Genomic DNA, 26,443 nt, shown 5'->3' with positions numbered 1-26,443 from the left:
GCGACGCGGCCCCGTCTGCCGGATTAATTTTTTTTATCGTTTTCACTTCCGTGATGTTGATGATCTCCATGCCCTCCGTGGCCGTGGAAAAGATGCATTAGCGGGCAGACCAGCAATAACAGATATGGCCAGTAACCTGCCACATGTGACCAGTGTTCGCGCAGGAGAGCAAATGCCGCAATCGCGGCGACAGCAATAAGCGCATAGGTGGTACTTTTCATACTGGACTCCTTCTGTTCGTAACTGACCCTTCACTCAGTGTTATTTCCCGAGCCTGACACTTTTCAGACGCAACGCATTCACAATGACGCTGACGGAGGAAAGAGCCATGGCCGCCGCCGCAATAACTGGCGACAGCAGTATTCCATACACAGGATAAAGCAGACCTGCAGCCACAGGCACGCCAAGTGCGTTGTAGATAAATGCAAAAAACAGATTCTGACGGATATTTTTCATGGTGATCTCTGACAGATGACGGGCCCTGTTCAGTATCATCAAGTCGCCTTTGAGAAGGGTGACTCCGGCACTTTCAATTGCCACATCTGTACCCGTTCCCATGGCTATACCCACGTCAGCCGCTGCCAGCGCCGGGGCATCATTCACACCGTCTCCGGCCATCGCAACCACATGGCCAGACGCTTTCAGTCGGGTTATCACTGCTTTTTTGCCATCCGGCAGAATTCCGGCTTCAACCTCATCTATTCCCAGTTTCCGTGCGACTGCTTCAGCAGTAAGCTGGTTATCCCCGGTGAGCATAACAATGCGGATCCCCGCCTGACGCAAAGCTTTAAGCGCATCCGGCGTGGTTGTTTTCACGGGATCCGAGATAGCTATCAGGCCTGCAAGGTCCCCGTCTGTGGCCACATAGATAACGGTAGCGCCTTCCATCCGCAACGTATCCGCAACGGCCTTTTGATTATCAATAACGATACTGTTTTCCTGCATAGCCAGTTCATTACCAATAACAACCCGTTGACCTTTGACATCGCCTGAGACACCTTTACCCGACGGTGCATCGAAATGAGTGACTGCGGGTATTGCGATCCCCTTTTCCTGTGCTGCTTTAACTACTGCCATACCCAGCGGATGCTGCGAGCCTTTTTCCACTGCGGCTGTTACACGCAAAAGAGATGTTTCCCCACCCGGATTGAGACTGATAATCCCTGTCACCGTAGGCGAACCTTCCGTGAGCGTGCCTGTTTTGTCGACAACCAGCGTGTCCACTTTTTCAAGACGCTCAAGGGCTTCGGCATTCCTGATTAACACCCCGGCCTGGGCTCCTTTGCCCACCCCCACCATTATCGACATCGGCGTGGCCAGCCCCAGCGCGCAGGGACAGGCAATAATCAGGACCGACACAGCCGCAATGAGACCGTGCGCCATCCTGGGCTCGGGCCCCCAGACAGACCAGATCACGAAAGCAACAACCGCGATAAGTATCACCAGAGGAACAAACCAGCCTGAAACGCTGTCAGCCATTCTCTGGATGGGGGCACGCGAACGCTGTGCATCAGCGACCATCTGAACAATTCGTGAGAGCATTGTTTCATCACCGACTTTCTCTGCACGGATGATGAGACTCCCTGTCTGATTAATGGTCCCCCCGATGACAGGGTCACCCTCCGTTTTGGTAACCGGCATAGATTCCCCGGTCACCATCGATTCATCAACGGTTGTTTTGCCTTCGATCACAATACCGTCGACCGGAATACTCTCTCCAGGTCTGATGCGGAGCTTATCGCCAGGCAGAACATCTTCCGCATTAATATCCGTTTCATGACCGTCATGATCCAGCCGCCTGGCGGTTTTGGGGGCAAGATTCAGTAGTGCAGTAATGGCACCTGAGGTTTGTTCCCGTGCCCGCAGCTCAAGAACCTGTCCCAGCAGAACAAGCACCGTAATAACTGCTGCGGCTTCAAAATAAACGGCCACCAGGCCATCCATGTTTCTGAACGATGCAGGAAACCAGGAGGGGAAGACGGTTGCAATGACGCTGTACACCCAGGCTACGCCGGTGCCCATTGCAACAAGGGTAAACATATTCAGGGAGCGGTTACGTAACGACATTCCGGCCCGGGCGAAGAATGGCCAGCCACACCACAACACGACAGGAGAGGCCAGAAGCAGCTGCAGCCATGTGTTGTACTGTGGCGGTACTGTATTCCTCAAGGCGGGAAACAGATGAGATCCCATTTCGAGTACCAGAACCGGAAACGCCAGCAACAACCCCAGCCAGAAGCGTCTTGTCATGTCGCGAAGTTCATCACTTGGCCCCGTGGATGCCGTAGCTACGAGCGGCTCCAGTGCCATTCCACAGACAGGACAGCTTCCGGGACCACTGCGGCGTATCTCCGGGTGCATCGGACATGTCCACACACCTTCAGAATTCTCTTTCTCCGCCTGGTGGTGAGGCTGTTTTATCTGATCAGGGCTGACTTCGTGATGATCGTGGTGATGGTGATGGGAATGTTCACTGGCATCTTCGGTAAGATAACGATCGGGATGGGCTTTAAATTTACTCTCACAGCTGGCGGAGCAGAAATAAAGCTGATGGTCCTGGTATCGAATGCTGCTGTGCGCCCTGTCGGGCAGGATGGCCATCCCGCACACGGGATCTCTCACCTTATGCAATACGTGGCTCTCGTCCGGGGATAATGTCTGCTCAGAAGCAGTCTGGTTGTTGTGTTGCACTGCATTGTCATTTTTCACAGTAACTCTCCTTATGCATACCGAAGCATCTTCTGTCTTCAGGGTATGTCATGGATGCGATTACCACGAATGCCGCCGGCATAAGAGTGCCTGCTGCCGGCGTCCCGTTATCAGCCGTTCCGCTGACTATTCGATTCGCTGGAAGACTTTTTTACTTCCATCCGGTGAGAATGCGATAACATCGTAAGCCTCTTTTCGGGCTCCCATCTCCATTCCAGGACTTCCTGCTGGCATACCGGGGGTGGCGAGACCGTATATACCTGAACCAGACTGCATTGCCTTATGTATCGTTGTCGCAGGCACATGGCCTTCAATGATCAAATTACCGGCAACCGCGGTATGACAACTTCGCAGTCCTGCAGGAATAGCATGCTTTTCTTTCAGGGCTGACAGCGCCTGATCATTCATGACGTGAGTTCGTACTTCAAACCCGTCTTTTTCCATCGCTTTGCCCCACAGGGAACAACAGCCACAGTTTTCAGATTTGTACATATCAATCACTTTTTCACTCGCCATCGCGGGCAGTGAAAGGCCGAGAGCCAGCGCCATCAGAACCACTTTTTTCATACTCACCTCTGTATATTATCGATTTAAACCCTGACGTCAGGGTGAATCAGTAAAGAAGGACACCCACAGGGGGTGCCCTTTCAGGTTCAGGACACGCTTTTTTTATGTCTGCGCAGCCAGATTAATTTGTAGGCGGCAGGAATAATGAACAGGGACAGCAGCGGAGCCGTGATCATCCCACCAATCATGGGTGCCGCGATACGGCTCATGACTTCTGAACCTGCACCGGTTCCCCAGAGTATTGGCAGCAGACCCGCAATGATCACCGCCACGGTCATGGCTTTCGGCCGGACACGCAGTACGGCACCATGATAGAGGGCTTCATCAAGGCCTTCCGGTGTGAACGTCTCTTTACGGGACAATTCCGGGTGCGCTTCAATGGCATGACGCAGATACATCAGCATGACCACGCCAAACTCTGCTGCCACCCCGGCCAGGGCGATAAATCCGGTTCCGGTCGCCACAGACATATGGAAGCCCTGCCAGTACAGGAACCATATCCCGCCAATCAACGCAAACGGCAGACTCATCAGAATCAGCAGGGCTTCGTCAACACGGCGAAATGCCAGATATAACAGGATGAAAATGATCATCACCGTCATCGGTACCATCAGTTTTAATTTCTTGTTGGCGTGCTCGAGTAATTCAAACTGTCCTGAGAATGCCACACTGGTCCCCGGTCTCAGTTTCACTTTCTCGCTGATGACCGTCTTAATATCGTTAACCACTGACACCATGTCCCTGCCGCGGGCATCAACATAAATCCAGCTGGCTGGCCGGGCATTTTCGGTTTTCAGCATGGTTGGTCCGGAAACGACTTTAATATCGGCAACATCGCCCAGTGTGATCTGCTGCTTCATCGGGGTCAGGATCGGCATCTGTTTCAGCGCCTGCGGACTGTTGCGGTAATCCTGTGGGTAACGAATGTTAATAGGGTACCGGGCCACGCCTTCCACCGTTTCCCCTACCGTCGCACCGCCGATGGCTGATGAGACGAACAGCTGGACATCACCTACTGTCATCCCGTACCGGGAAGCTTTTTCCCGGTTAATGTCCACATCAATGTAACGTCCACCTTCCAGTCGCTCAGCCAGGACAGACACCACACCCGGTACCGTTTTGGTTACCGCCTCGATACTCTGCGCCGTCGCGTCGATATCCGACAGAACAGTCCCGGACACTTTGATACCTATCGGGCTTTTGATCCCGGTTGAGAGCATATCAATACGGTTACGGATTGGCGGCACCCAGAGGTTTGCCAGCCCCGGTAAACGGACGGTCCTGTCGAGTTCTTCAATAATCTTGTCAATCGTCATGCCTGGACGCCACTGATCCTCAGGTTTGAGCTGGATCGTGGTTTCAACCATTTCGAGCGGTGCGGAATCCGTGGCGGTCTCTGCTTTACCGGTCTTGCCAAATACAGAGGCCACTTCAGGAACGCTTTTGATTAACTTGTCCGTCGTCTGCAGGAGCGCTGCAGCTTCAGCCGGAGAGACACCCGGCAGGGTCGACGGCATATACAACAGGTCGCCCTCGTTAATCTTCGGCAGAAACTCACCGCCCACCTGGCTCAGCGGCCAGATAACGGTGAAAATGGACAAGGCCGCAACCAGCAGGGTTGTTTTTGGCCAGTGGAGAACCCGCAACAGCAATGGATGATACGCTTTGATCAGTACCCGGTTCAGGGGGTTACTGGTCTCTGCAGGAATTTTCCCCCGGATCCAGAATCCCATCAGAATCGGAATGACGATGATGGCCAGCGCGGCCGCGCCCGCCATGGAGTACGTTTTCGTGAATGCCAGCGGGCCAAACAGACGTCCTTCCTGACCTTCCAGGGTAAAGATAGGAATAAAGGACAGGGTGATGATCAGCAGGCTGATAAACAGTGCGGGTCCCACTTCAACGGAGGCATCGGTAATCACCTTCCAGCGGGTGGCGTTGTCAATCTGCTCACCCGGATGCTGATGATCCCACTCCTCAAGCCGCTTATGCGCATTCTCAATCATCACAATGGCGGCATCCACCATCGCACCGACGGCAATCGCTATCCCTCCCAGCGACATGATATTGGCGTTCAGTCCCTGGAAGTGCATGACGATAAAGGCGATACACAGACCAAGCGGCAGAGAGATAATCGCCACCAGGGCAGAACGTACGTGCCACAGGAACAGGGCACAGACGATGGCCACCACGATAAACTCTTCCAGAAGTTTGGAACTGAGGTTATCAATCGCCCGGTCGATGAGCTGGCTGCGATCGTAGGTGGTCACGATTTCAACGCCTTCCGGCAGGCTGGCCTTCAGCGTCTCAAGTTTATCCCTCACTGCCGTGATAACGTCGCGTGCATTTTTACCCGACCGCAGGATCACCACGCCGCCAGCGACTTCGCCCTGGCCGTTCAGCTCGGCAATACCACGCCGCATTTCAGGCCCGGTCTGCACGCGGGCAACATCCCGCAGATAAACCGGCACGCCGTTCTCGCCTGTTTTCAGGACGATGTTATTAAAATCATCAATGCTCTGAAGATAACCGCTGGCACGGACCATATACTCAGCTTCGGCCATTTCAACGGATGAGCCACCGGCCTCCTGGTTAGACGATTCAAGGGCCTGTTTCACTTCGGGCAGGCTGATACCATACTGAGACAGTTTTACCGGATTGACCTGAATCTGGTACTGTTTCACCACGCCGCCAACCGAAGCGACCTCAGCCACGTTCGGGATGGTTTTCAGCTCAAATTTCAGGAACCAGTCCTGCAGAGAACGCAGTTCTGAAAGGTCGTGTTTTCCGCTGCGATCGACAAGGGCATATTCAAATATCCAGCCCACCCCCGTGGCGTCCGGACCGATTTCAGAACTCACACCGGCGGGCAGTTTTCCCTGTACCTGGTTCAGGTACTCCAGCACGCGGGAACGGGCCCAGTACAGATCGGTGCCGTCTTCAAAAATGACATACACATACGAATCACCGAACTGTGAAAAACCACGCACGGTTTTTGCGCCAGGCACGGACAGCATGGTGGTGGTAAGTGGATAGGTGACCTGGTTTTCTACAATCTGCGGGGCCTGGCCGGGATAGCTGGTTTTGATAATGACCTGCACATCTGACAGGTCAGGCAAGGCATCGACAGGCGTGTTAATAATCGTCCATGTGCCCCAGATGCTGAGAAACAGGGCCCCCATCATGACCAGGAAACGGTTGGCGACAGAGCGCCGGATAATCCATTCAATCATCGTCGTCTCCTCAGTGCCCTGAATGCATATTTACAGGCTGGTCAGACATTGCTGGCATACTGCTTTCTGTTTTTTCAGGGTGGCGCATACGTTCCAGTGCGCCCGTAATATTGGCTTCAGAGTCAATGAGGAACAGGCCACTGACCACCACGGTATCGCCTTCATTCAGGCCGGAGCCGATGCCGGACTGTTGCTGTGACTCATGCAGAACGTGGATCTGTTTCGGCACAAACTTGCCTTCATCATCAACAGTAATCACGCGCTGTTCTTTGCCGGTATCGATAACGGCCTGGCTTGGTATCAGCAGCATCTCCTGGCTCCTGGTATTCAGTTTCAGATAGGCATTCATGCCCGGCTTGAGAAACTCATCCTTATTAGAAACCTGGAGACGGACCTGAAGCGTACGGGTTGTCTGATCCACGCTGGGAAGAATGTTCCATTTTTCGACATGGAATGTTTTATCCGGATAAGCCGGTACCGAAATTTCAAACTGCGACGTATCTTTCAGCAGATAGGCGATAGATTCTGGCACTGCAGCGCTGATCCAGACCGGGTCCATTCCCTGAATCTGAGCCACCACCTTATCTTTCGAAATATTCATGCCGGTGCGCAGGTCAAATGCAGTAATGACGCCATCAATAGGTGCTTTAATGGTAAAACGGGTCTGGATGGTGCGGGTTGTACGCAGCCTTTGAATATCCTCTTCCGGCATACCAGCCAGACGAAGTCGCTCCAGAACCCCTTTTATCTGGGTTGGCGTACCGCCTGTACCGGATAACAGCAGGAACTCACTTTGTGCCTCAACCCATTCAGGAATGGTGATATCGATAAGCGGCGTGCCTTTCTTCACATGATCGCCAATCGTCAGGGGATACACTTTTTCGACGAAACCGTCAGAACGCGCCTGCACAATGACAAACTGATACTCGTTGTAACTGACATTAGCCGGGATTGTCTGAGAATAATTCAGCATTCCTCGCGTGACTTTTTGCGTTTTTAATCCCAGATTCTGAACCTGGGTTGGGTCGATACGGATCCCGCCACTGCTTTTATCGCCACTTTCATCAGCATATTTTGGCACCAGGTCCATATCCATAAAGGGCGATTTTCCGGGTTTATCAAATTTGGTATCCGGTTTCATCGGGTCATACCAGAAAAGTACCTTTTTCTCCGGTGCCTTTTGTTCTGTTTGTACTGTTTTTTGTGATGAGTTTACATACTGCCAGGCAGTAACCGATATCAGCCCTCCTGCTATGAGGCTGCTGATAATTATTGCAGCATATTTTATCTTTAAAGAAGCCATACAATTTCTCGCTGAAAAATCAAAACACCTGGCATATGCGCCCGATCATTCATTCACAGTAATCCCTTAATGAATGTTCAGGCGCACTGGATGTATTCGCTCCGGACTGTTAATCAGGATTGCGTCACGTTAATGCTTTTGAGTAAGGAGATATTGCCCTGCTGAATAAACGAGAAATCGACATGGTTGCCGGTTTTCAGGGCATTGATAGCGTCGTCTGCATTAACAAAAGTGAAGCGCATGGTCATTGCAGGCCAGCCCACCGCAGGGATTGCTTCGTGCGAAATGGTGATTTTTTTACTATTCATATCAATGTCTTTAACGACACCGGTGCCCTTGATAACCTGCTGTACCGAAGCATCACTGGCAGCATTCATATCGCCATGCTGATGTGTTTCAGCATGAAGACCGGCAGAGAACATGACAGAGAAGGCACCAAATAAAACGGCTTTAAGTGAATTACGCATTTTTAATTTCCTGATTAATTAAATAAATTTACTCTACCCAACCGCCACCCAGCGCGGTAAACAGATTAATTTCGTTAACCTGTCGGGAATAGGTAAGATCGAGAATGGTTTGCTGCGTAGCGAAGAGGGAACGTTCTGCATCCAGCACTTCGATGTAACTGACAGCACCACTTGCATACAATCCTCTGGCACGCTGGAGAGTTATCTGAAGTGAATCAAGATAACGCTGCTGTGACTCAAGTTGCTGGCTAAGGCTGTCGCGCAGCGCAAGCGTGTCGGAAACATCCTTAAAGGCTGACTGAATTTTTTGTTCGTAATTAACCACCGACTGTTGCTGGCGAATTTCAGCCAGCTTCAGATTGGCTTTATTCCTGCCAGCATTAAATATAGGAATTTCAATTTTAGGGATAAAATTCCACATTCCACTTCCTGACGTAAACAGGCTGGACAGCTCCGTACTGCTTGCGGAAAGACCACTGGTCAGGGTAATGGAGGGGAAAAAGGCCGCTCGCGCTGCGCCAATATTGGCATCAGCCGCTTTCAGCTGATATTCCGCTTCCATAATATCCGGTCGCTGCAGCAAAATTTGTGAAGACAGATTTGGTGGCAATTTTACTGGTGCTATCTCCCCGCCTTTCATCCCTTTTTCTGACGGAAGTGCGCGGTACGTTCCCAGCACCAGTTGCAGGGCATTGTTTGCCTGAGCCAGATCGCCTTCTCGTTTGGCTATTTCGGCGCGGGTACTTTCGATTTGTCCTCTCGCCTGTTCAAGCGCCAGAACGTTCGTACTCCCGGTCACGAGCTGCTGCTCAACGAAAGCATAGGACTGTTGATAATTTTTCAGCGTTTCCCGCGCAATACGGAGTTGTTCGTACGCCAGTTGCTGGCTGAAATAGCTTTGTGAAACGTTGGATACCAGCAGGATGTGTACGGCCCGACGGGCTTCTTCGCTGGCAAAGTAGTTCTGGCGATCAGCGTCACTCATGTTCTTAAGTTTGCCGAAAAAATCGAGCTCATAGCTGAGTTCCAGACCCGCGTCGTACTCCTGTGTGGTCGGCTTGTCGCCTTTCAGGCCACCGCTGTATGTGATCCCGGATGAGGCATTCAACTGGGGATAACGATCTGCATCCGTGACGTTGAACTGGGCCCGGGCCTCTTCAACCTTCAGGGCAGCCATTCTCAAATCACGGTTATTATTCAGGGCTTCAGTAATCAGCCGTGTAACCTGGGGATCGACAAAAAAGTTACGCCAGCCCGTATCCTGATAACCATTCACTGCTGGCGTCAGGCTGTTTCGGGACAGTGAAAACTGCTGGGGTACCGGTGCTGCCGGGCGCTGATATTCAGGAGCCAGAGAGACACAACCGGCCAGGATGAATATCGTGCTAATGCTGAGTAATTTTAATTTGAACATAACGCTTCTCGTCCAGGCAGACCTGGTAAATGGTTCAAATGAAGTCCAGAGTATTGATAGGGGTACTTTACCGAACGCTCTCTGTTTGGCGGGTGACAGGATAATGACAATGTTGTCATTTTTGCTGTAATCCGTTGATAACGATCGTGGGCGCAATAGAATGACCTTAGCAGCCAGCCGGGGAGCAAGATGAAAATATTGATCGTCGAAGACGAAATTAAAACAGGTGAATATCTCAGCAAAGGGCTTACAGAGGCAGGGTTCGTAGTGGATCACGCTGATAATGGTCTTACCGGATATCATCTCGCCATGACAGCCGAGTATGATTTAGTCATTCTGGACATCATGCTGCCTGATGTGAACGGCTGGGATATCATCCGCATGCTGCGCACTGCCGGAAAGGGTATGCCGGTCTTACTGCTGACGGCCCTCGGCACGATCGAACACAGGGTCAAAGGACTGGAACTGGGTGCGGACGATTATCTGGTTAAACCCTTTGCGTTTGCCGAACTGCTGGCCCGGGTGAGAACCCTTCTGAGGCGGGGAAACACGATGATCACGGAAAGCCAGTTGAAGGTGGCTGATCTCTCGATGGATCTCGTATCCAGAAAAGTCAGTCGCGCCGGAAACCGCATTGTGCTCACCAGTAAAGAGTTCAGCCTGCTGGAATTTTTCATTCGGCATCAGGGCGAGGTTCTTCCCCGCTCCCTGATTGCCTCTCAGGTCTGGGACATGAATTTTGACAGCGACACTAACGCGATTGATGTCGCCGTAAAGCGACTCCGCGCTAAAATAGACAACGATTACGGGACAAAGCTGATCCAGACTGTCCGGGGCGTGGGCTATATGCTGGAGGCCCCGGATGCATAGCAAACCTTCCAGGCGCCCTTTCTCACTCGCCCTGCGGCTGACCTTTTTTATCAGCCTGTCCACGATACTGGCTTTTATCGCCTTCACCTGGTTTATGCTGCATTCTGTTGAAAATCATTTTGCCGAGCAGGATGTCAGCGATCTTCAACAAATCAGCACTACCCTGAACCGTATACTGCAGTCCCCGGTGGATCCGGATGAAAAAAAAGTAAGCAAAATAAAGGAGTCGATTGCCAGCTACCGCAACGTTGCCCTTTTGCTCCTCAATCCCAGGGGGGAAGTGCTCTTTAGTTCAGCGCAGGGGGCGGCACTACGCCCGGCCGTGAATTCCGCAGATTTTAGCGAGCACAGCCGCGCACGGGATGTCTTTCTCTGGACGGTGGAGGATCCTGCGAGACCGATGGATACCGGGTCTGAAATGAAGATGGAAACATACCGGATTATCGCCTCCTCTGGCCAGGCGATATTTCAGGGCAAACAGCAGAACTATGTCATGCTGACTGGCCTCTCCATTAATTTCCATCTCCATTACCTCGATGCGCTGAAAAAAAATCTGATTGCGATCGCCGTCGTGATAAGCCTGCTGATTGTTCTGATCATTCGCATCGCTGTCCGTCAGGGGCACCTGCCCCTTCGTAATGTCAGCAATGCCATTAAAAACATCACCTCCGAGAATCTTGATGCGCGGCTGGAACCGACACGCGTTCCCATTGAGCTGGAGCAGCTGGTTATCTCGTTCAATCATATGATTGGAAAGATTGAGGATGTCTTTACCCGCCAGGCCAATTTCTCTGCCGATATCGCGCACGAGATCAGAACGCCCATCACCAATCTGGTGACGCAGACTGAAATCGCACTGAGTCAGGATCGAACCCAGAAGGAACTTGAGGATGTCCTCTACTCCAGTCTTGAAGAGTATAACCGGATGACCAAAATGGTCAGCGACATGCTGTTTCTGGCGCAGGCGGACAATAATCAGCTGATACCTGACAGGGTCCGGTTTGACCTCAGAGCAGAAGTCATGAAAGTCTTCGAGTTTTTCGAAGCCTGGGCCGAAGAACGCAATATCACGCTCAAATTTAACGGAATGCCCTGCCTGGTTGAGGGAGATCCACAAATGTTCAGAAGAGCGATCAATAATCTGTTATCCAATGCCCTGCGTTATACCCCGGAGGGACAGGCCATCACCGTCTCAATAAGAGAGCAGGAGAGTTTTTTTGACCTTGTGATTGAAAATCCGGGGAAACCAATCCCTGAAGAACATTTATTAAGGCTTTTTGACCGTTTTTATCGGGTGGATCCGTCCAGACAACGAAAAGGAGAAGGCAGCGGCATCGGCCTTGCGATTGTAAAGTCAATCGTGGAAGCACATCACGGAAGAGTGCGGGTGGAATCGGACGTACGCTCCACGCGTTTTATCTTATCCGTGCCCAGACTGGAGAAAATGATCCCGGAAATCCAATGCTGAGAATAAAGATTTAAATGACAAAGATGTCATTAGCCTGTCATGCAGCAAACAGAAGCCATTCGATATAATTAGTGCAACTTATCAGGAAGGCTGGATTGCTTCATCAATACCCGGCGTCAGAGTACGCCAGGAAATGAATATCCAGCCTTCTCCCGGAGAAATAAACGCTGCCGAACCTGTTTCAGTTATGGAACTGAAAACACCGGTTGTACTTCCCCGGACATCACTAATTCAGAAATGGAGAGTTATCATGAAAAATATCGTATTAGCATCTTTGCTGGGCTTTGGTTTAATTACATCGTCCTGGGCCACTGAAACCGTGAATATCCATGATCGCGTCAACAATGCACAGGCTCCTGCTCACCAGATGCAGTCTGCTGCGGCTCCTGTCGGGATCCAGGGGACTGCTCCTCGTATGACCGGTATGGACCAGCATGAACAGGCCATTATTGCTCATGAAACCATGACGAACGGCTCGGCGGATGCGCACCAGAAAATGGTGGAAAGTCATCAGAAGATGATGGGAAATAACACAGTATCCACGACCGTCCCGTCAACATCTTACACGGCGATGAATGAGCATGAAAGAGCAGCGGTTGCCCATGAATTCATGAATAACGGGCAATCCGGCCCACATCAGGCCATGGCCGAAGCGCACCGCCGCATGATCAATGCAGGCTGAATGCGACTGTAGTATCCGTGCTTTTACCCTTTCCTTGATAGATTATTCCTTAACCGGATATGTTGTGAGATTTTTGCCCCCGTCAGGGGGCTTTTTTATCTGACTCAGCTACAATTAACCGGTACCTACCTGAAAAGGATTTATTAAATGAAAATCAAAAACACCCTTTTTGTAATATTAATGTTATCCCTGCCAGCCATTTCTGCTGAACATTCGGAAATGAAAATGTCAGATATGCACTCATCGGCATCGTCACAGGAATATATGGCTGGCATGAAAGACATGCATGACAAAATGATGGCCGCCGTTAATGAGCCCGATCCCGATAAGGCCTTTGCAAAAGGTATGATCGCACACCATGAAGGAGCAATAGCAATGGCTGAGACCGAACTTAAATACGGAAAAGATCCCGAAATGAGAAAGCTTGCGCAGGACATCATTAAAGCTCAGAAAGGTGAAATCGAGCAGATGAATAAATGGCTTGGCAGTCAAAAATAAAGATTGCAAAAACGCCATAATAAGCGTAATTTTAATTCACTCCCGGGCACGGGAGCCTGTTAAACGTTAAATAATTAAAACCCGATTAATTTCGGGTTTTTTATATACTATACTCCGGTCCTTTGCTGTGGACCGGAATATATGCAGCAGCGATAATTTTTACACATTATCTCGTCATGGCAACAATATCGCTCAGGATCTCAACCAGCTCAATCCTTTCCTGCATTCCGTCATGATAGGTTGATCTTGAGATGATTCTTTCCGCTGTCATCCGGGGCCAGAATTTATCAAGCACATTATCGGGCTTCATTCCCACCGCCCGGCCAATTATTTTTTTAGCATCACAGGTGTCCGTAAACGTGACGGCTACACCGGTCATTTCTTCGATCAGATCCGGGCAGAGATAGTTCTCTATTTCACGTTTACGCGTGGCGAAGAATACCTTACCGGCATCCTCCACTTCTCTTTTACGTTTCTGAATGGACATAACCTGTGCAGGGTCTCCCCCAATATCGGAGTCCAGAAAAACGCACCAGGGAAGCCCCAGATCGTTGGCCAGATTCAATGTAACCCAGTGTTTGACGCTGCCACACCCTCCTATGAGGACTGGCACTATTTTCACGTCCTCCAGAGAGGCTGGCAGCACACCTGACTGTTTTAATGAACTGGCCGCATGCCTCAGGAAAGTGACATCCGACTTTCCCTCTACCAGAACAATCCCCTGCGCCCTTTCCATACCGGTCTCTGGCAGCACCCCCAGGCTTTCAGTGGCTTCCTTCAGCACAGCGTCATCCGGCATTTTTACTACGGGTTCACCCGCCTCATTTCGGGTGACATAACGTACACCTTCGACAGGGATCAATCCGGCCAGCGCCGGGACATGGGTGGTGACGATAATCTGACGGTGCGGCTGGCCTGCCAGTGCCAGCAACGCTTTCATCAGCATCATCTGATAGTTTGGATGCTGTGACGTTTCAGGCTCTTCGATGGCATAAATCATGTTTCTGGGCGTCCCCGCGACATTCTTTTCAGCCTCAGCCCGGAAAAAATTCAACAGGATAAGCCTCCTTATCCCGCTGCCGCGCTTATTGATGGGGATGCCATTTTCCCCGTCCAGGGTGAAATTGAAGGTCCACTTGGGTTTTTCCTTAAATCGTGGAGTCAGTTCACTGGCGAGTTCGGGGGCCATTTCACGTAATTTATCCAGCGTTCTCTGTGCGACATCCAGTACGCTGTCCTGGATCTCATTTTCCAGCGCTGTAATTTTGTCCTGCAGCGCCGCCTGAGCGTCTTTTACGGCCTGCTGTAAGGGGTTTTTAGCTTCTGAATCCCCGTCGCTGCTTTCCCTGTCGGCTTTGAAAATCGCATACGTGGGCAGCAAATCGAGGATCTTACCCCATAATGATTTTGTGTCGGTTCCAAACTCTTTATCGACATCCAGCAACATTTCCGAACAGGTATAGGGAGCGGCGGCTTCCCTGATGGCCTGACGCCATAACGATGCGGTGCGTTTATCCGCCACATTTTTTTCAACTTCTTTTCCCACCGCCCTGAGCTCGGAAATTTTCATGCCCAGTAAATTTCTCAGGGGCTCCTCATCCGGGTGGATGCAGCGGATGCAGGTCTGCTCCGGTTTTCCTGAGGTCGTTGCTTTAAACGTTTTGACGATTTCAAAATTGCCGTCTTCATTCAGCAGATGTTCTGAGGCGAGCGTGGTCTGCACCCTGTCGTCGATCATGATAAAATCGGGCAGATCATCGAATTCACAGGCTATTTCAAAACGGCCCTCCCCTTCTCTCAGGCTGAAACAGTTCATGTCATTCTTGTCAGCCTTCATTCCTTCTGTTTCAAAAAAAATAGCCAGCGCTTCCAGAAGCGTTGATTTCCCAAAGTCATTACGACCAACAATGCCCGTCATGCCTTCATCAATAATGATTTCAGTAGAGTTTCTGTAGCCTCTGAAGTTTTTCAGTTTTAATTTTTTGAGCCGCATATGAAGTCCTGTGTGTAAGAAAGCGTTTTGCTGCAACCTGAATACAAAATATATTTTCAAATGCCTGCCAGCATGCAGGGATAACCGTTATTGAGAATATCTTAACGACATTTCTGGATTATGATCTGGTCGCGCTTTCTGAACTTTACTGCTCCTCAAAACACCGGAAGCCAACTTGTGGTTCGATACATGGCTAAGTTAAAACTCCAGAATGATGGGTAATAATTTCAATGCTCATTATATTTTTTGGAACTGACTCATGGCTTTTATGACTTAAATGATAATAATACACATTCTTTGATATTAATTATGTCGTACGGACATTGATAAATTTAAAGGTAGATAGATTTTCATTTACGGATTATTTCCTAAATTCATCGATAATGTGATCGACATAAAATTTTCATTTAAGAGTGAAGAGATAATTTATGGTTGTCCGAAACAGCTCAAACTGGTGTATTTAACATAACAGAAGAAACGAAAGGCTTCATAGCAACCTGATACTTCAGGCCGCTAAGGGGTTAATATTGCTGCAGACAATTAGACCGGGAAGCGCATGGCGTCACCATTTCTCCCGCCTGGCTGGAAGTGAAGAATCATTGTGCAAAGCTCCGTATTCGGGCTTTGCATCTGACAATGGTTCCCTGGATGAAAGTACGATCTCCACTCCAAGGACGCTGAACACTCTAAACAAACGCTCAAAACCCACACTTGCAGGGTTGGCCTCCAGTCGGGCATAAGTTTGCTGTGTTACACCCAAACGTTCAGAAACATCTCTTTGCGTCAGTCCATTGGCTTTGCGAAAGCCGATTAAAACAGGACGCAACTGATTCAAGGTCTTCAAAGCGTATTGAGTGTTCATAAGTGATCTTCCGTATCGACGGGTTAACAAGCACAACGAATGGATTTACAGCAGATAAGCTGTAATACTCATTAACAGACTATAGGCTGTAATACGCCTCTTGCCAAGATTCGGCATCTTTCAAAAACAAGGCCGTGTTGAGTAAGCAGTACTGGTATCTAGCACCCCTGACCACTTTGCTTGAGAGTGACCCAGTGACATTTATCGTGATCGTAGGTCTTTTAGACGTTGTTGCTAACCGGCATCATACTCAGGTGGTAACCCCCAGGGATACTCGGGAAGTGATAATTTATTCCCGCCCTAATCAAAATATATAACCCTATCTTATTAGCTTTCTTAGTAGTTTATAAATGAAGTAAAAATTAGCGAAGAAGCTTTACATTAAAAAGTGAGCAAAAATTTTTACCATTGAACCGGCAAAATTTGCAATCTGCGGCTTTTAGCCTGAGAAAATCCACATTAACAGAATAATCATCAAGTCCAACAGAGGCATAACTTACGTCCTCGAATAAATCGGTAATAAATGAGTTGAAATTACAAAAATTAACCTCACTCAATATCCTGAACACCGCAGAAATATAACTACTATGCATTATCCTGACTTCAATAACCTTTAATAAACTAGAATGCGATTTACTTTTAAAGAGGTCAAAGAGAAAGTAAACCAGCTCATTTTTATTGTCAGAAATCCATTTTAAAATTTTATCCCTGGCACATGGCAATAAATACACTGGAGTTTTGAAAGGATTTGAAATGTCAACCACAAGGGAACAATAACCATGAGGATTTATTCCACTTATAATTAAGTCACTAAGTCCTTTCACTGCATCCAAATAGTTGTCAAAACAAACCTCATATAAACAGGTACTATGAGCTGCACATTTAGATTCAAACAACCATCTATGACGAAGATAACCAATGCCTTTAGAGTGTATATCTTCAATAATACATTTATGGCAGTAACGAATCTTTGAGATGTTTACCAATGGATATGAATTAGTTATGTGTAAATTATTTCGACAGGCATCTTCAACAGCGTTGAAATACCCGTAAACACCAGAAGATAACGACACTATATTGGAAGTTAGTATATAACCATTTCTTGTGGCAAGAATGTCATATATATCCTGAAAACTATGCAATTTGTACATATCAATCAGTTCGAGCCGAGGAAAGGCATCGTACCTTAGTTCACCATGCTTAGATATTATGTTCCTGCAATTGGATAAGTTATACATTATCTGTGAACGCAGAAGAAAACTGTGCCACAATTCATTTTCGTAAACCATATCACTCCCTCTTATTTAATTAGATTCTTTTTCCTGAGAAGTGTCATTGTCATTGGTAGTTTATCTCTGTATTTCAAAAGCCAGTTATGCCCCCCCAGTAAAGCATCCAGGCTTGTAAGTGACATCGGGTATTGCCCCTGAGATAAGACAACATTTATTAATGATGATGAGATTATATCTCTCTCGCTCCAGTCTACTCTTTTATTTCTATAACATCGTACTGCTTTAGGAAGACAGGAATTAAGCCAGCCATTTTCATGTTTATTTAGCCAAAAGAAACTAGCATAACAACTTTCCTTGACTAACTTTCGCGTTACAGAAATGGATTGATTATGTATAAATCTTAATATTTTCTGCTTATGACGCCGTCTTAAAGAATCTTTTTTACATTTTTTACGCCATGAGCATAAACCGTAACAAGATGAAATTACAGAGGATACAGTTCCTTCCGATAATGAGTTTTTCTCAGCTATGGATGCCAGACTAAACCCCCTTACAGCCATAGACTTGATAAGCAATTCAGTGAATATATTAATTTTTGTGTTTCGCTTAAACGCCCTCAGGTATTTTTTATAAATAAGTGTTTTAATGTAACATCTGCTGCGATTAAATTCTCTCCCAAGGCTGCTAACACTAGTATTATTTTCAGCCATATGAAAGCTGTATTCCTTATGACTTTTAAAGATTTCTTTCTTTTTATTAGGACGACTTCCTGCATACGTTGGCCAGCAAGTATTTAACAAACAATAACAAAGCAAAAGGTGCTTTGTGGGATGCTGACAACATTTATCTTTGAGTATAGGCTCCCAGTAGTGATAATCAGTAAGGGATGTCGGTAGAAGCTCCGATGAACCCTCCCCAAATAACTGGCACTTAGCATAAACATGTGCGTAAAATACATTTTTCTTCAGATTCCCGTCCAATGATAATAAATTTAACTTTTTAAGTATATCCATGTAATTTGGGTGACAAATTTCTTTTCTTCTGATTATATTTATGGACTCATAACAAAATTTAGCAAAATCGAAGTCTGTCTCATTGCTGAGTTGTTCTGTATACGAAACAGGAGGCATCAGTCCAATACGTATGTGCGGTGCAGAAGGGACATTGATGCTTTCAAGCACTACCTGGTGCCGATGGCAGGTTGTAACCCCATGAAGTTGATGCGCCAGATGCCAATAAGTAACACCATAATGAAAAGTATCTTCACGAGCGCAAACCGGGCAAAACTTCAATAGTGTCCGCTGTCCTAGTGAAAAATTACTAAGGCGGCACAATCGATTAAGCCTGGCAGGGGTCGTGTTGAAATCCATAATTTCATTACGACTGATTGGTAGTGCCCAGGCAAACAGAGGGAGTAAAGTCTGTTCATGCCAGAGCTGGTCTGCACTTTCGGATGTATGAAGAGAAATAGCCTTTAATCCTGAATTGAGAATTGGATGGACGCTCATATCAGGTTTGTGGAAAATGATCGTTAACAGAGAAGATGGGGACATACCGTACACGGTAGCTGTCCGACAAAACCGACTGAACAAGGATTCATCAGGTAAAACAGACAACATTCTCATTTACCCCACCTCTCTTTGACCGTTACGAACTGATGACCTCATTACAATTTATTAAGTGGATCTGTATTTATAAGCCCGCAACGCTGAAGAGCATCGTAGGTATTTTTCTTTTCAGCTGTTCTGGTGATAACAAGATCATGGTCAAGAGACAGTATTTTCTCGTCGAAATTGCGCATAACCTCGTCTATTTTTCTTACGAATTCCTTGTGCTGTGGCCTGTCTATATCTCCAGGGATCAAAGCTTTTAAGGGCTTCTCTGACATGAACTTAGCCGAAGCATCACTTTCATTAGATGCAGAGAGCCATTTGGCTTCCTCGTCTTCAGTCGCTGCCCCCGGGAGTAAAGTATCCTTATATTCCTCCGTATGGCTTACGAGTACCGGTACAGAGGCCGACAAGACTGCACCAGTTATGATTTCATTACCGCTACCGATAACCTTTAATTGTGCCCCCCGATAAATCATCTGAGCCAATCCAATGTTGCCTTTAGATAAAATGAATAATTTTTCGTTTAACTCATCATTTAATGGTGTTTCAACATTTGTCCATTGTAATGGCCATAAATAATGAATAAACGATTGCCAGTCTTGTGAGTCGTATCTGACATTTGAAATTTTCATATAACCACCAGACTCTGCCCGCCTGGCAATTCTCATTTTCTTTGTCAGAGTCTCGTCAAAAGGATGATTTCCACAAAAAACCATAGATACCCCCATCGAATCTACAATTTCATGTAAAAAATCAATCAACTTACTCTCACCTCCAGTTCTTGAAAATTTTAGCCTCTGCATTTCATCAATAACAAGGATACCTAAAAATGATGATTTTATTCTTTGCGCAATCTGGCGAGCCAGAGCACCATTTCTAATCTCTGGTGTAGTTCGTTCAATACCAATTGCATCATCTAATTTTTGTAAAATCTCTTCACAAAGGTCTCTCACACTTGAGTTGTATGGACAATTAATCTTTACCCATACGATTTGCTTACTGAAGCCGGGAAAAACTCCTTTATAGCTGCTGTGTTCTATAATCTGAGGGAAATGATCCATGACTTGCTCGATCATGGTAGTTTTTCCAGAACCACTCATTCCAACTATCGTAATGGTTTCAGCCTGGGATTTAAAATATCCACTTTCGGGTTCAATATCAGGACGCTCAGTCCCATAGTAATGAAGATATTGAATAGTTCCGCTTTTTAAAGGATTACGGGCTGCATAGCTTTCCCTAAGTGCCCGTAAAATCATTTTATAAGCCTGGATAAGATTGGTTTGAGGGCAACGGAATTTCTTTATACGTTCGACATACTGCTCTCTAACATTCGCCGGGGCAGTCCAGCGGATTTTTTCGTCAATTTCGGGAAAATAACTCATTTCCAGAAGTACTTCATCTTCCGTAAGCGCTTCAGGAAGTGCTTCAATTAAGGGGTTGCCACGATACTCAGGTAACTCCTGTTCTTTATATATCGCTGAAACGCTCCGTATAAGGTTCATTATTCTGCGTCCTCAGTCTTCTTCTTACCTTTTAACCATCTTTGTTTCTCCTCCCGGCCAGGCAAAAGCAGAACCTTACTGGATGACGGAAGTAGGGGTTCAGGTCTTCCATTAGCAACATCAGTTCGCCCTAATGAATCAAGTTCATTTTTCCTGTTCTTTTTAATATCTTTACCATGTACCCGTCGAGATTCGTATATTTCATTTAATCTTTCGTTACCTTTCTTGTTAAAATCATCTTTATTATTGATATTGCTGAGTGAATCCAGAGTAAATAAATTAATTTCTTTTTGAGTATCTACCCAATCAGCCATTACATCTGTATCAAGATGAGCTTTACCTTTAAATATATCTCTTTTCTTAAGCAGGTAATGCTTTTTGAAAATGCTATTTTTGTCAAATCTTACATACATATAATCTACGCAATTGTCATCTATTCTTGCTTCACAAGTGGTTCTTCCAAATACTCTGGCACCTGATGCAATGTCTGGATCACATTCATAAAAAAGATTATTGTACTGAATCCCACCGGCGGTAATGTTAGCGTTCACAGGGATCAACAATCGTGCGATCACTTCGTCGGCCCCAACGGCTCTTGCGCTGAATCTCCCGTGCTTTAAGCTTATCATCCAACTATTTTTTGGTGATATTACGAGATCATTTTCAATCAGTAAGGGATTGATATAAGCCAGTTCTTCATATGTTCTCTGATTATGTGCAAGTATCTCCCGAATCAGTAAAGACGTGACCTCCTGAATCGTTAAACAAGCCCTGGATTGCGGTGTTGGCTCTCCTTTAACAATCTTACCCCTTCGTGTTGTTCCAATAAGCCTATGAATAACTTCATCATTTAGAATACCGAAACAGCGTTCAACAATGCTTTTTCTGTCGCCTCTACCGACTGGCGCAAACTCAAGTTTTGTCAGGGGGGTCATCTTTTCCTGAGGTTTAAGACCAATCATCTCCCCGTTGTCACACATCAATGTTAATGGAATATGAGAACAAGGCCAATCATCATTAGTAATAGAGATTCCAAATAATCTACAATATTCTTTTTTTGGCATAAAGCAATTTGCTAACGCTTGTCGGGCAGCTCGCCATGAAGCATGGTATAAAGAAACATGAAGGCCAACAATCATTCTTGTTGCGCGATCCACCACTGTATAAATAGTTGGGCGCCCAATGACTTTTCGTCTGTTTAAACTCGAAATAAGATGTACATCAGCGACAGTTGAGTCTATTTCGAAAACATCACCCGGTAAAACAGTTGTATTAGCCGCACTACCTAAAAGCGCCCGCATTTTGAGGTCTATTTCTTTTTTCGTGTTCTTCTTCTTTATCGAGAAATCTTTAGTGAAGAGTTTTTTATTCCAGTATGAAAATTGTTTTAAAGAAGGAACATATGGAGCTCTATTTTCTAAGTTCGCTGTTTTAATTTCATCCCTAAAATACAAATCAATATGTCTCTCTAATGTTTTCTTTATCGTATCTCCGTTAACTTTATAATGATACATAATGAGAGATTTTCTAATATTATTTATATCTCTTTCATTAAGAATGAAAACACGTGAACGTTCATTAGGTAATGCTCTGTTTTTCTTGGAATTCCCAAGTTTAATTTCATGTTTGATTCTACTTTTCCCAGCGGCACCACAGTTCGAGAATGCGGGTAGTAATGCATAAACATCCTGCCCATGTCGCCAGTACAACGCCAGAAGCGTTCTGATAGTATATTGTGATATTTTTTTATTTCTGGAGTAGTCCATTAAAAGGTGAGACTTTTTATGTAATGCATAGTCGAACAGAAACATTCTGTCATCTACAAGATCTTTAATGATATTGTAATTTTCATCTCGCCTTCCCCTGTCTTCATCTGTTATTTCTTTCTCATCTACTAACATATATGAAGGGTATATATAATCTTTACAAGTTATGCTATTTGATTCAATATAATATTTAAACAATGAAAATGAGAAAGGAATTGGCTTACCCGTTCTTTCTGATTTTATTTTAAACAAAATTAACAAATCAACCTTTTTGTCAAAATCCAAAACACGATAAAGCCCCTCTGCAAGCAAATCAGTGCCTTGAGAGAGCCAGACTGAATTTCTAATAATATCCATTTGCGTTCAGTCCTATATAGTGGCCATTGGATATTATCTTTATCAGACCGGTTTCGAGTATTGGATATGATAAATCAATTTTTATCATTTTTAATCCAATCATTGCCTGCAATAACATCATCGCTTCTTGTGCATCTACCCCAATGATTGATGAAATCATTGCACGTAGTCCCACTATGGGATAAACATCTGGTTTAAGCTTCCATAGGATTTTATCAAGAGGATATTTATCATAAAATACAGAACCATCTCTTAATACAGAAGTAACCCAACAAATATTTTTACCGACGACGTTATTGAGTTCCGAGCCAACATAAATTTGAAACTCAACATCAATCAACTGCCAAAACATCCTCTCTATTTCAAGTTTTTGGGCTTCGCGTTCAGGTATGCTCTCGTTTTGTTTTACTGCTACAGCTTTGTATCGAAGTCCGCCTTCAGGAGTTCTCAAGGTCAGTAAAAAATCGGTTGTCATAACATTCAGAACTTCGACAGGTACTCCTCTTACTCCCCTCACCATAGGATGTTGAAAATGTAGATGATTTGCTATTTGTTGGGTAAGCCGGAGAGGAAAGAGTGGGAATTGTTCCCGGATATCAATCACCGAGTCATTAAACTCAGCCAGATAGAAAAAGTTACTTTCGACAGAAGAAAGGAGATGATGGTTTCGAAACGTCTTAAGGCCAAAGACTATCGAACGGTTTCCACGGGATTTAACGTCCTGAGCTCTAAGCCAGGGCTGATAACTTTGGCCATAGCCCACTCCTATGCCGTCACCTAGCGCATTTTCATAATCCAAATAGGATTTGAGACGCCTACCCCTACCCATGATCGTACCCAAAAAACGACATTGATACGTACCTATATGTGCATTTTATAGTCTCCAACCCTATAACCACACATTCAGTAAGTATACAACATTAGCGTCGTTTTTTGAGAATGGTTACAACTTTAGTGCTTTGTGTACAACTTTATTGTCTTCGGACATCAGCGAGTGCCTGCGCGCATGCCCAGGCACTGGCCCACGCCCACTGGAAGTTATACCCGCCGAGCCAGCCGGTCACGTCCATCACTTCACCAATGAAATAAAGACCCGGCACGTTGCGGGCTTCCATCGTGCGGGATGAGAGTTCGTTTGTATCCACGCCGCCCAGCGTCACTTCCGCCGTGCGGTAGCCTTCGGTGCCGTTTGGCTGCACGCGCCAGTTCGTCAGCGTCTCCACCAGCGTGTCCTGCTCGCGGCTGTTGAGCTGCTTAAGCGCAACATCCGGAATTTGCCCTAACACCTGCAAGCACTCCACGAGACGCTTCGGCAGCTGCATCGCCAGGGTATTTTTCAGGCTTTGATTCGGGTGCGCGGCGCGTTGCTCATTGAGGAAGGCGTCCAGATCGCAGTCCGGCACCAGGTTTACGGAGACAAACTCCCCCGGCTGCCAGTAGCTGGAGATCTGCAATACCGCTGGCCCCGAGAGACCGCGATGGGTAAAGAGCAGGTTTTCGCGGAACACCGTGCCGTCTTCGGCCGTAATGACCGACGGCACAGACACGCCGGAGAGCGTCTGAAGCTGTTCCAGCAGCGGCTTATGCAGCGTGAACGGCACCAGCCCGGCGCGCGTGGGTAATACTTTCAGGCCAAACTGCTCGGCGATTTTGTAGCCGAACGGTGAGGCACCCAGCCCCGGCATCGAGAGGCCGCCGCTGGCGATCACCAGGTTATCGGCGCTGACGGTTTCGCCGTTGAGTTGCAGCGTGTACCCTTGCTCGTTACGGGCGACGTCCAGCACTTCGGTGCGCAGGCGCATGACTACGCCGCCTTTCTCGCACTCGGCCACCAGCATATCCACGATTTGCTGGGCAGAGTCGTCGCAGAACAGTTGTCCCAGCGTCTTCTCATGCCACGCGATGCCGTGTTTACCCACCAGTTCGATGAAATCCCACTGCGTGTAGCGCGCCAGCGCAGATTTACAAAAATGACGGTTCTGGCTCAAATAGGCCGCAGGCTCGACATAAAGATTAGTGAAATTGCAGCGCCCGCCGCCGGACATCAGGATCTTGCGGCCAGGCTTTTTTCCGTTATCCAGCAGCAGCACACGACGACCCGCTTGTCCGGCCATTGCCGCACAAAACATACCCGCCGCACCGGCGCCAATTACTACGGCATCAAACCTTTCCACGTCAAAATCCTCTTCGTTAACTGCCGCGGATTGTAAAGTTTCCTCAGTGGTCGCACCAGCGTAAAAAGATATTACAAAGCCATTTCATTGATATTTAAAGATTATCTATTCAGGCACATTTCTCAAATCAGGTGGTATGTCAAAAAAAGTCTATATTTCACTTTGCCCGTTGCGCATTTGTCCTGGATAATGCGCCGCGTTCATGTCCTCAAAATGGCGTAACGTCCTATGCTACATTTGTTTGCCGGCCTGGATTTACATACCGGGCTTTTATTATTGCTTGCTCTGGTTTTTGTGCTGTTTTACGAAGCGATCAATGGCTTCCACGACACTGCAAACGCAGTTGCAACGGTTATCTACACTCGCGCAATGCGATCGCAGCTTGCGGTCGTTATGGCGGCGGTATTTAACTTTTTTGGTGTCCTCCTGGGCGGACTGAGCGTTGCCTATGCCATTGTGCATATGCTGCCAACGGATCTGCTGCTTAACGTAAGTTCCGGTCATGGCCTGGCCATGGTGTTCTCAATGCTGCTTGCTGCGATTATCTGGAACCTCGGTACCTGGTATTTCGGCCTGCCGGCATCCAGCTCTCACACCCTTATCGGCGCGATTATCGGTATCGGTTTAACTAACGCCCTGATGACCGGTACATCGGTTGTTGATGCGCTGAACCTTCCTAAAGTACTGGGTATTTTCGGCTCTCTGATCATCTCCCCTATCGTCGGTCTGGTGGTAGCAGGTGGATTGATTTTCATCCTGCGTCGCTACTGGAGCAACACGAAGAAACGTGCACGTATCCACCTGACGCCAGCAGAGCGTGAGAAGAAAGACGGCAAGAAAAAGCCGCCGTTCTGGACGCGTATCGCGCTGATCATTTCCGCTATCGGTGTCGCCTTCTCTCATGGCGCGAACGATGGTCAGAAAGGTATCGGTCTGGTGATGCTGGTTCTGATTGGCGTTGCACCGGCAGGCTTCGTGGTTAACATGAACGCCTCTGGCTATGAGATCACCCGTACCCGTGATGCGGTAAACAACGTTGAGACTTACTTCCAGCAGCATCCTGATTTGCTGAAGAAAGCGACCGGCGTAGACCAGTTGATCCCTTCTCCTGACTCTGGCGCACTGACTGCACCGGGCGAGTTCCATTGCCACCCGGCAAACGCGATTAACGCGCTGGAACGTGCGAAAGGCATGCTGGCCGATATCGAAAGCTACGACAAACTGGCTGTAGAACAGCGTGGTCAGCTGCGTCGTATCATGCTCTGTATCTCCGACGTGACCGATAAAGTCGCGAAGCTGCCAGAGGTCAATGCTGACGATAAGCGTCTGCTGAAGAAACTGAAAGGCGATATGCTCAACACCATTGAGTACGCGCCAATCTGGATCATCATGGCGGTCGCGTTGGCACTGGGTATCGGTACGATGATTGGCTGGCGTCGTGTGGCGACCACCATCGGTGAGAAGATCGGTAAGAAAGGCATGACCTATGCTCAGGGCATGTCCGCGCAGATGACGGCGGCAGTGTCTATCGGTCTGGCGAGCTACACCGGTATGCCAGTCTCCACCACCCACGTACTCTCTTCGTCCGTGGCAGGTACCATGATTGTTGACGGCGGCGGTTTGCAGCGTAAAACCGTGACCAACATTCTGATGGCCTGGGTGTTCACCCTCCCGGCGTCCATCCTGCTGTCTGGCGGTCTGTACTGGATTTCGCTGAAGCTAATTTAATCGGC

20 protein-coding genes are annotated in these 26,443 nt (G+C 47.4%); 5 read left to right on the top strand and 15 right to left on the bottom strand.

Annotated features, from left to right (window positions below; all coding sequences use genetic code 11):
- Positions 1 to 23: 23 nt before the first annotated feature.
- From ACOT1A_RS20005 to silC, 7 genes are all read right to left on the bottom strand, one after another.
- Complete coding sequence (locus tag ACOT1A_RS20005) at positions 24 to 221, bottom strand: DUF2933 domain-containing protein (RefSeq protein WP_000843494.1); 198 nt, start codon at positions 219 to 221, stop codon at positions 24 to 26.
- 40 nt (positions 222 to 261) lie between these two features.
- Positions 262 to 2,709: an Ag(+)-translocating P-type ATPase SilP gene (gene silP, locus ACOT1A_RS20000; RefSeq protein WP_058677622.1), complete on the bottom strand. Its 2,448-nt coding sequence runs from the start codon at positions 2,707 to 2,709 to the stop codon at positions 262 to 264.
- Positions 2,710 to 2,835: 126 nt separating this feature from the next.
- A complete protein-coding gene (locus ACOT1A_RS19995; protein WP_000758228.1) occupies positions 2,836 to 3,276 on the bottom strand; it encodes a DUF411 domain-containing protein in 441 nt (146 codons plus the stop codon).
- An 86-nt stretch (positions 3,277 to 3,362) separates the two neighbouring features.
- The gene (silA, locus tag ACOT1A_RS19990) at positions 3,363 to 6,509 is read right to left on the bottom strand and encodes a Cu(+)/Ag(+) efflux RND transporter permease subunit SilA (RefSeq protein ID WP_044865875.1); all 3,147 of its coding nucleotides are present in this window, start codon (positions 6,507 to 6,509) and stop codon (positions 3,363 to 3,365) included.
- A gap of 10 nt (positions 6,510 to 6,519) precedes the next feature.
- The gene (silB, locus tag ACOT1A_RS19985; protein ID WP_013087116.1) at positions 6,520 to 7,812 is read right to left on the bottom strand and encodes a Cu(+)/Ag(+) efflux RND transporter periplasmic adaptor subunit SilB; all 1,293 of its coding nucleotides are present in this window, start codon (positions 7,810 to 7,812) and stop codon (positions 6,520 to 6,522) included.
- Between the two features lie 113 nt (positions 7,813 to 7,925).
- Positions 7,926 to 8,279, bottom strand: coding sequence for a cation efflux system protein CusF (gene cusF / locus ACOT1A_RS19980; protein WP_001246153.1), 354 nt, complete (start codon positions 8,277 to 8,279; stop codon positions 7,926 to 7,928).
- A 28-nt stretch (positions 8,280 to 8,307) separates the two neighbouring features.
- Positions 8,308 to 9,693, bottom strand: coding sequence for a Cu(+)/Ag(+) efflux RND transporter outer membrane channel SilC (gene silC / locus ACOT1A_RS19975; protein WP_023331517.1), 1,386 nt, complete (start codon positions 9,691 to 9,693; stop codon positions 8,308 to 8,310).
- A 189-nt stretch (positions 9,694 to 9,882) separates the two neighbouring features.
- On the opposite strand from silC, the gene silR reads away from it, so the two are divergent.
- The 4 genes from silR (at position 9,883) to copM (ending at position 13,211) form a co-directional block, all read left to right on the top strand.
- Entirely contained in the window at positions 9,883 to 10,563 is a 681-nt protein-coding gene (gene silR, locus ACOT1A_RS19970; protein WP_023331518.1) for a copper/silver response regulator transcription factor SilR, read from the top strand.
- On the top strand, positions 10,556 to 12,031 hold the full coding sequence (silS, locus tag ACOT1A_RS19965; protein WP_023331519.1) for a copper/silver sensor histidine kinase SilS: 1,476 nt from the start codon (positions 10,556 to 10,558) through the stop codon (positions 12,029 to 12,031). Before silR ends, silS begins: the two co-directional genes overlap by 8 nt.
- A gap of 250 nt (positions 12,032 to 12,281) precedes the next feature.
- Positions 12,282 to 12,713, top strand: coding sequence for a silver-binding protein SilE (gene silE, locus ACOT1A_RS19960; protein WP_023165800.1), 432 nt, complete (start codon positions 12,282 to 12,284; stop codon positions 12,711 to 12,713).
- A gap of 147 nt (positions 12,714 to 12,860) precedes the next feature.
- Positions 12,861 to 13,211 carry a CopM family metallochaperone gene (gene copM, locus ACOT1A_RS19955; RefSeq protein WP_008786877.1) on the top strand — a complete coding sequence of 117 codons (351 nt, stop codon included), beginning with the start codon at positions 12,861 to 12,863 and terminating at the stop codon, positions 13,209 to 13,211.
- A 166-nt stretch (positions 13,212 to 13,377) separates the two neighbouring features.
- Here the strand turns inward: copM and ACOT1A_RS19950 are convergent, their stop codons facing one another.
- The 8 genes from ACOT1A_RS19950 to ACOT1A_RS19915 all read right to left on the bottom strand — a co-directional run bounded on the left by ACOT1A_RS19950 (position 13,378) and on the right by ACOT1A_RS19915 (position 24,710).
- Positions 13,378 to 15,204, bottom strand: a complete 1,827-nt coding sequence (locus tag ACOT1A_RS19950) for an AAA family ATPase (protein ID WP_276170000.1) — start codon at positions 15,202 to 15,204, stop codon at positions 13,378 to 13,380.
- Between the two features lie 562 nt (positions 15,205 to 15,766).
- The gene (locus tag ACOT1A_RS19945) at positions 15,767 to 16,066 is read right to left on the bottom strand and encodes a helix-turn-helix domain-containing protein (RefSeq protein ID WP_001097217.1); all 300 of its coding nucleotides are present in this window, start codon (positions 16,064 to 16,066) and stop codon (positions 15,767 to 15,769) included.
- Between the two features lie 362 nt (positions 16,067 to 16,428).
- Positions 16,429 to 17,355: a hypothetical protein gene (locus ACOT1A_RS19940; protein WP_276169999.1), complete on the bottom strand. Its 927-nt coding sequence runs from the start codon at positions 17,353 to 17,355 to the stop codon at positions 16,429 to 16,431.
- A gap of 11 nt (positions 17,356 to 17,366) precedes the next feature.
- On the bottom strand, positions 17,367 to 18,923 hold the full coding sequence (locus ACOT1A_RS19935) for a TnsD family Tn7-like transposition protein (protein ID WP_276169998.1): 1,557 nt from the start codon (positions 18,921 to 18,923) through the stop codon (positions 17,367 to 17,369).
- Between the two features lie 41 nt (positions 18,924 to 18,964).
- Complete coding sequence (locus ACOT1A_RS19930; protein WP_001049182.1) at positions 18,965 to 20,413, bottom strand: ATP-binding protein; 1,449 nt, start codon at positions 20,411 to 20,413, stop codon at positions 18,965 to 18,967.
- Entirely contained in the window at positions 20,413 to 22,536 is a 2,124-nt protein-coding gene (locus ACOT1A_RS19925) for a transposase (protein WP_368958421.1), read from the bottom strand. Before ACOT1A_RS19925 ends, ACOT1A_RS19930 begins: the two co-directional genes overlap by 1 nt.
- Positions 22,523 to 23,365, bottom strand: coding sequence for a TnsA endonuclease N-terminal domain-containing protein (locus ACOT1A_RS19920; protein ID WP_020833813.1), 843 nt, complete (start codon positions 23,363 to 23,365; stop codon positions 22,523 to 22,525). The genes ACOT1A_RS19925 and ACOT1A_RS19920 overlap by 14 nt, the downstream gene beginning before the upstream one ends.
- Positions 23,366 to 23,507: 142 nt before the next feature.
- The gene (locus tag ACOT1A_RS19915) at positions 23,508 to 24,710 is read right to left on the bottom strand and encodes an NAD(P)/FAD-dependent oxidoreductase (RefSeq protein WP_150312897.1); all 1,203 of its coding nucleotides are present in this window, start codon (positions 24,708 to 24,710) and stop codon (positions 23,508 to 23,510) included.
- A 228-nt stretch (positions 24,711 to 24,938) separates the two neighbouring features.
- Here ACOT1A_RS19915 and pitA point away from each other — a divergent pair, with 228 nt between their 5' ends.
- Positions 24,939 to 26,438 carry an inorganic phosphate transporter PitA gene (pitA, locus tag ACOT1A_RS19910; protein WP_022649706.1) on the top strand — a complete coding sequence of 500 codons (1,500 nt, stop codon included), beginning with the start codon at positions 24,939 to 24,941 and terminating at the stop codon, positions 26,436 to 26,438.
- The last annotated feature ends 5 nt before the right edge of the window (positions 26,439 to 26,443 follow it).

The sequence above is a fragment of the Enterobacter cloacae complex sp. SYL003 genome (genome assembly GCF_049236925.1).
Taxonomy (GTDB): domain Bacteria; phylum Pseudomonadota; class Gammaproteobacteria; order Enterobacterales; family Enterobacteriaceae; genus Enterobacter; species Enterobacter intestinihominis.
This window is presented reverse-complemented; position numbering and strand designations above follow the sequence as displayed.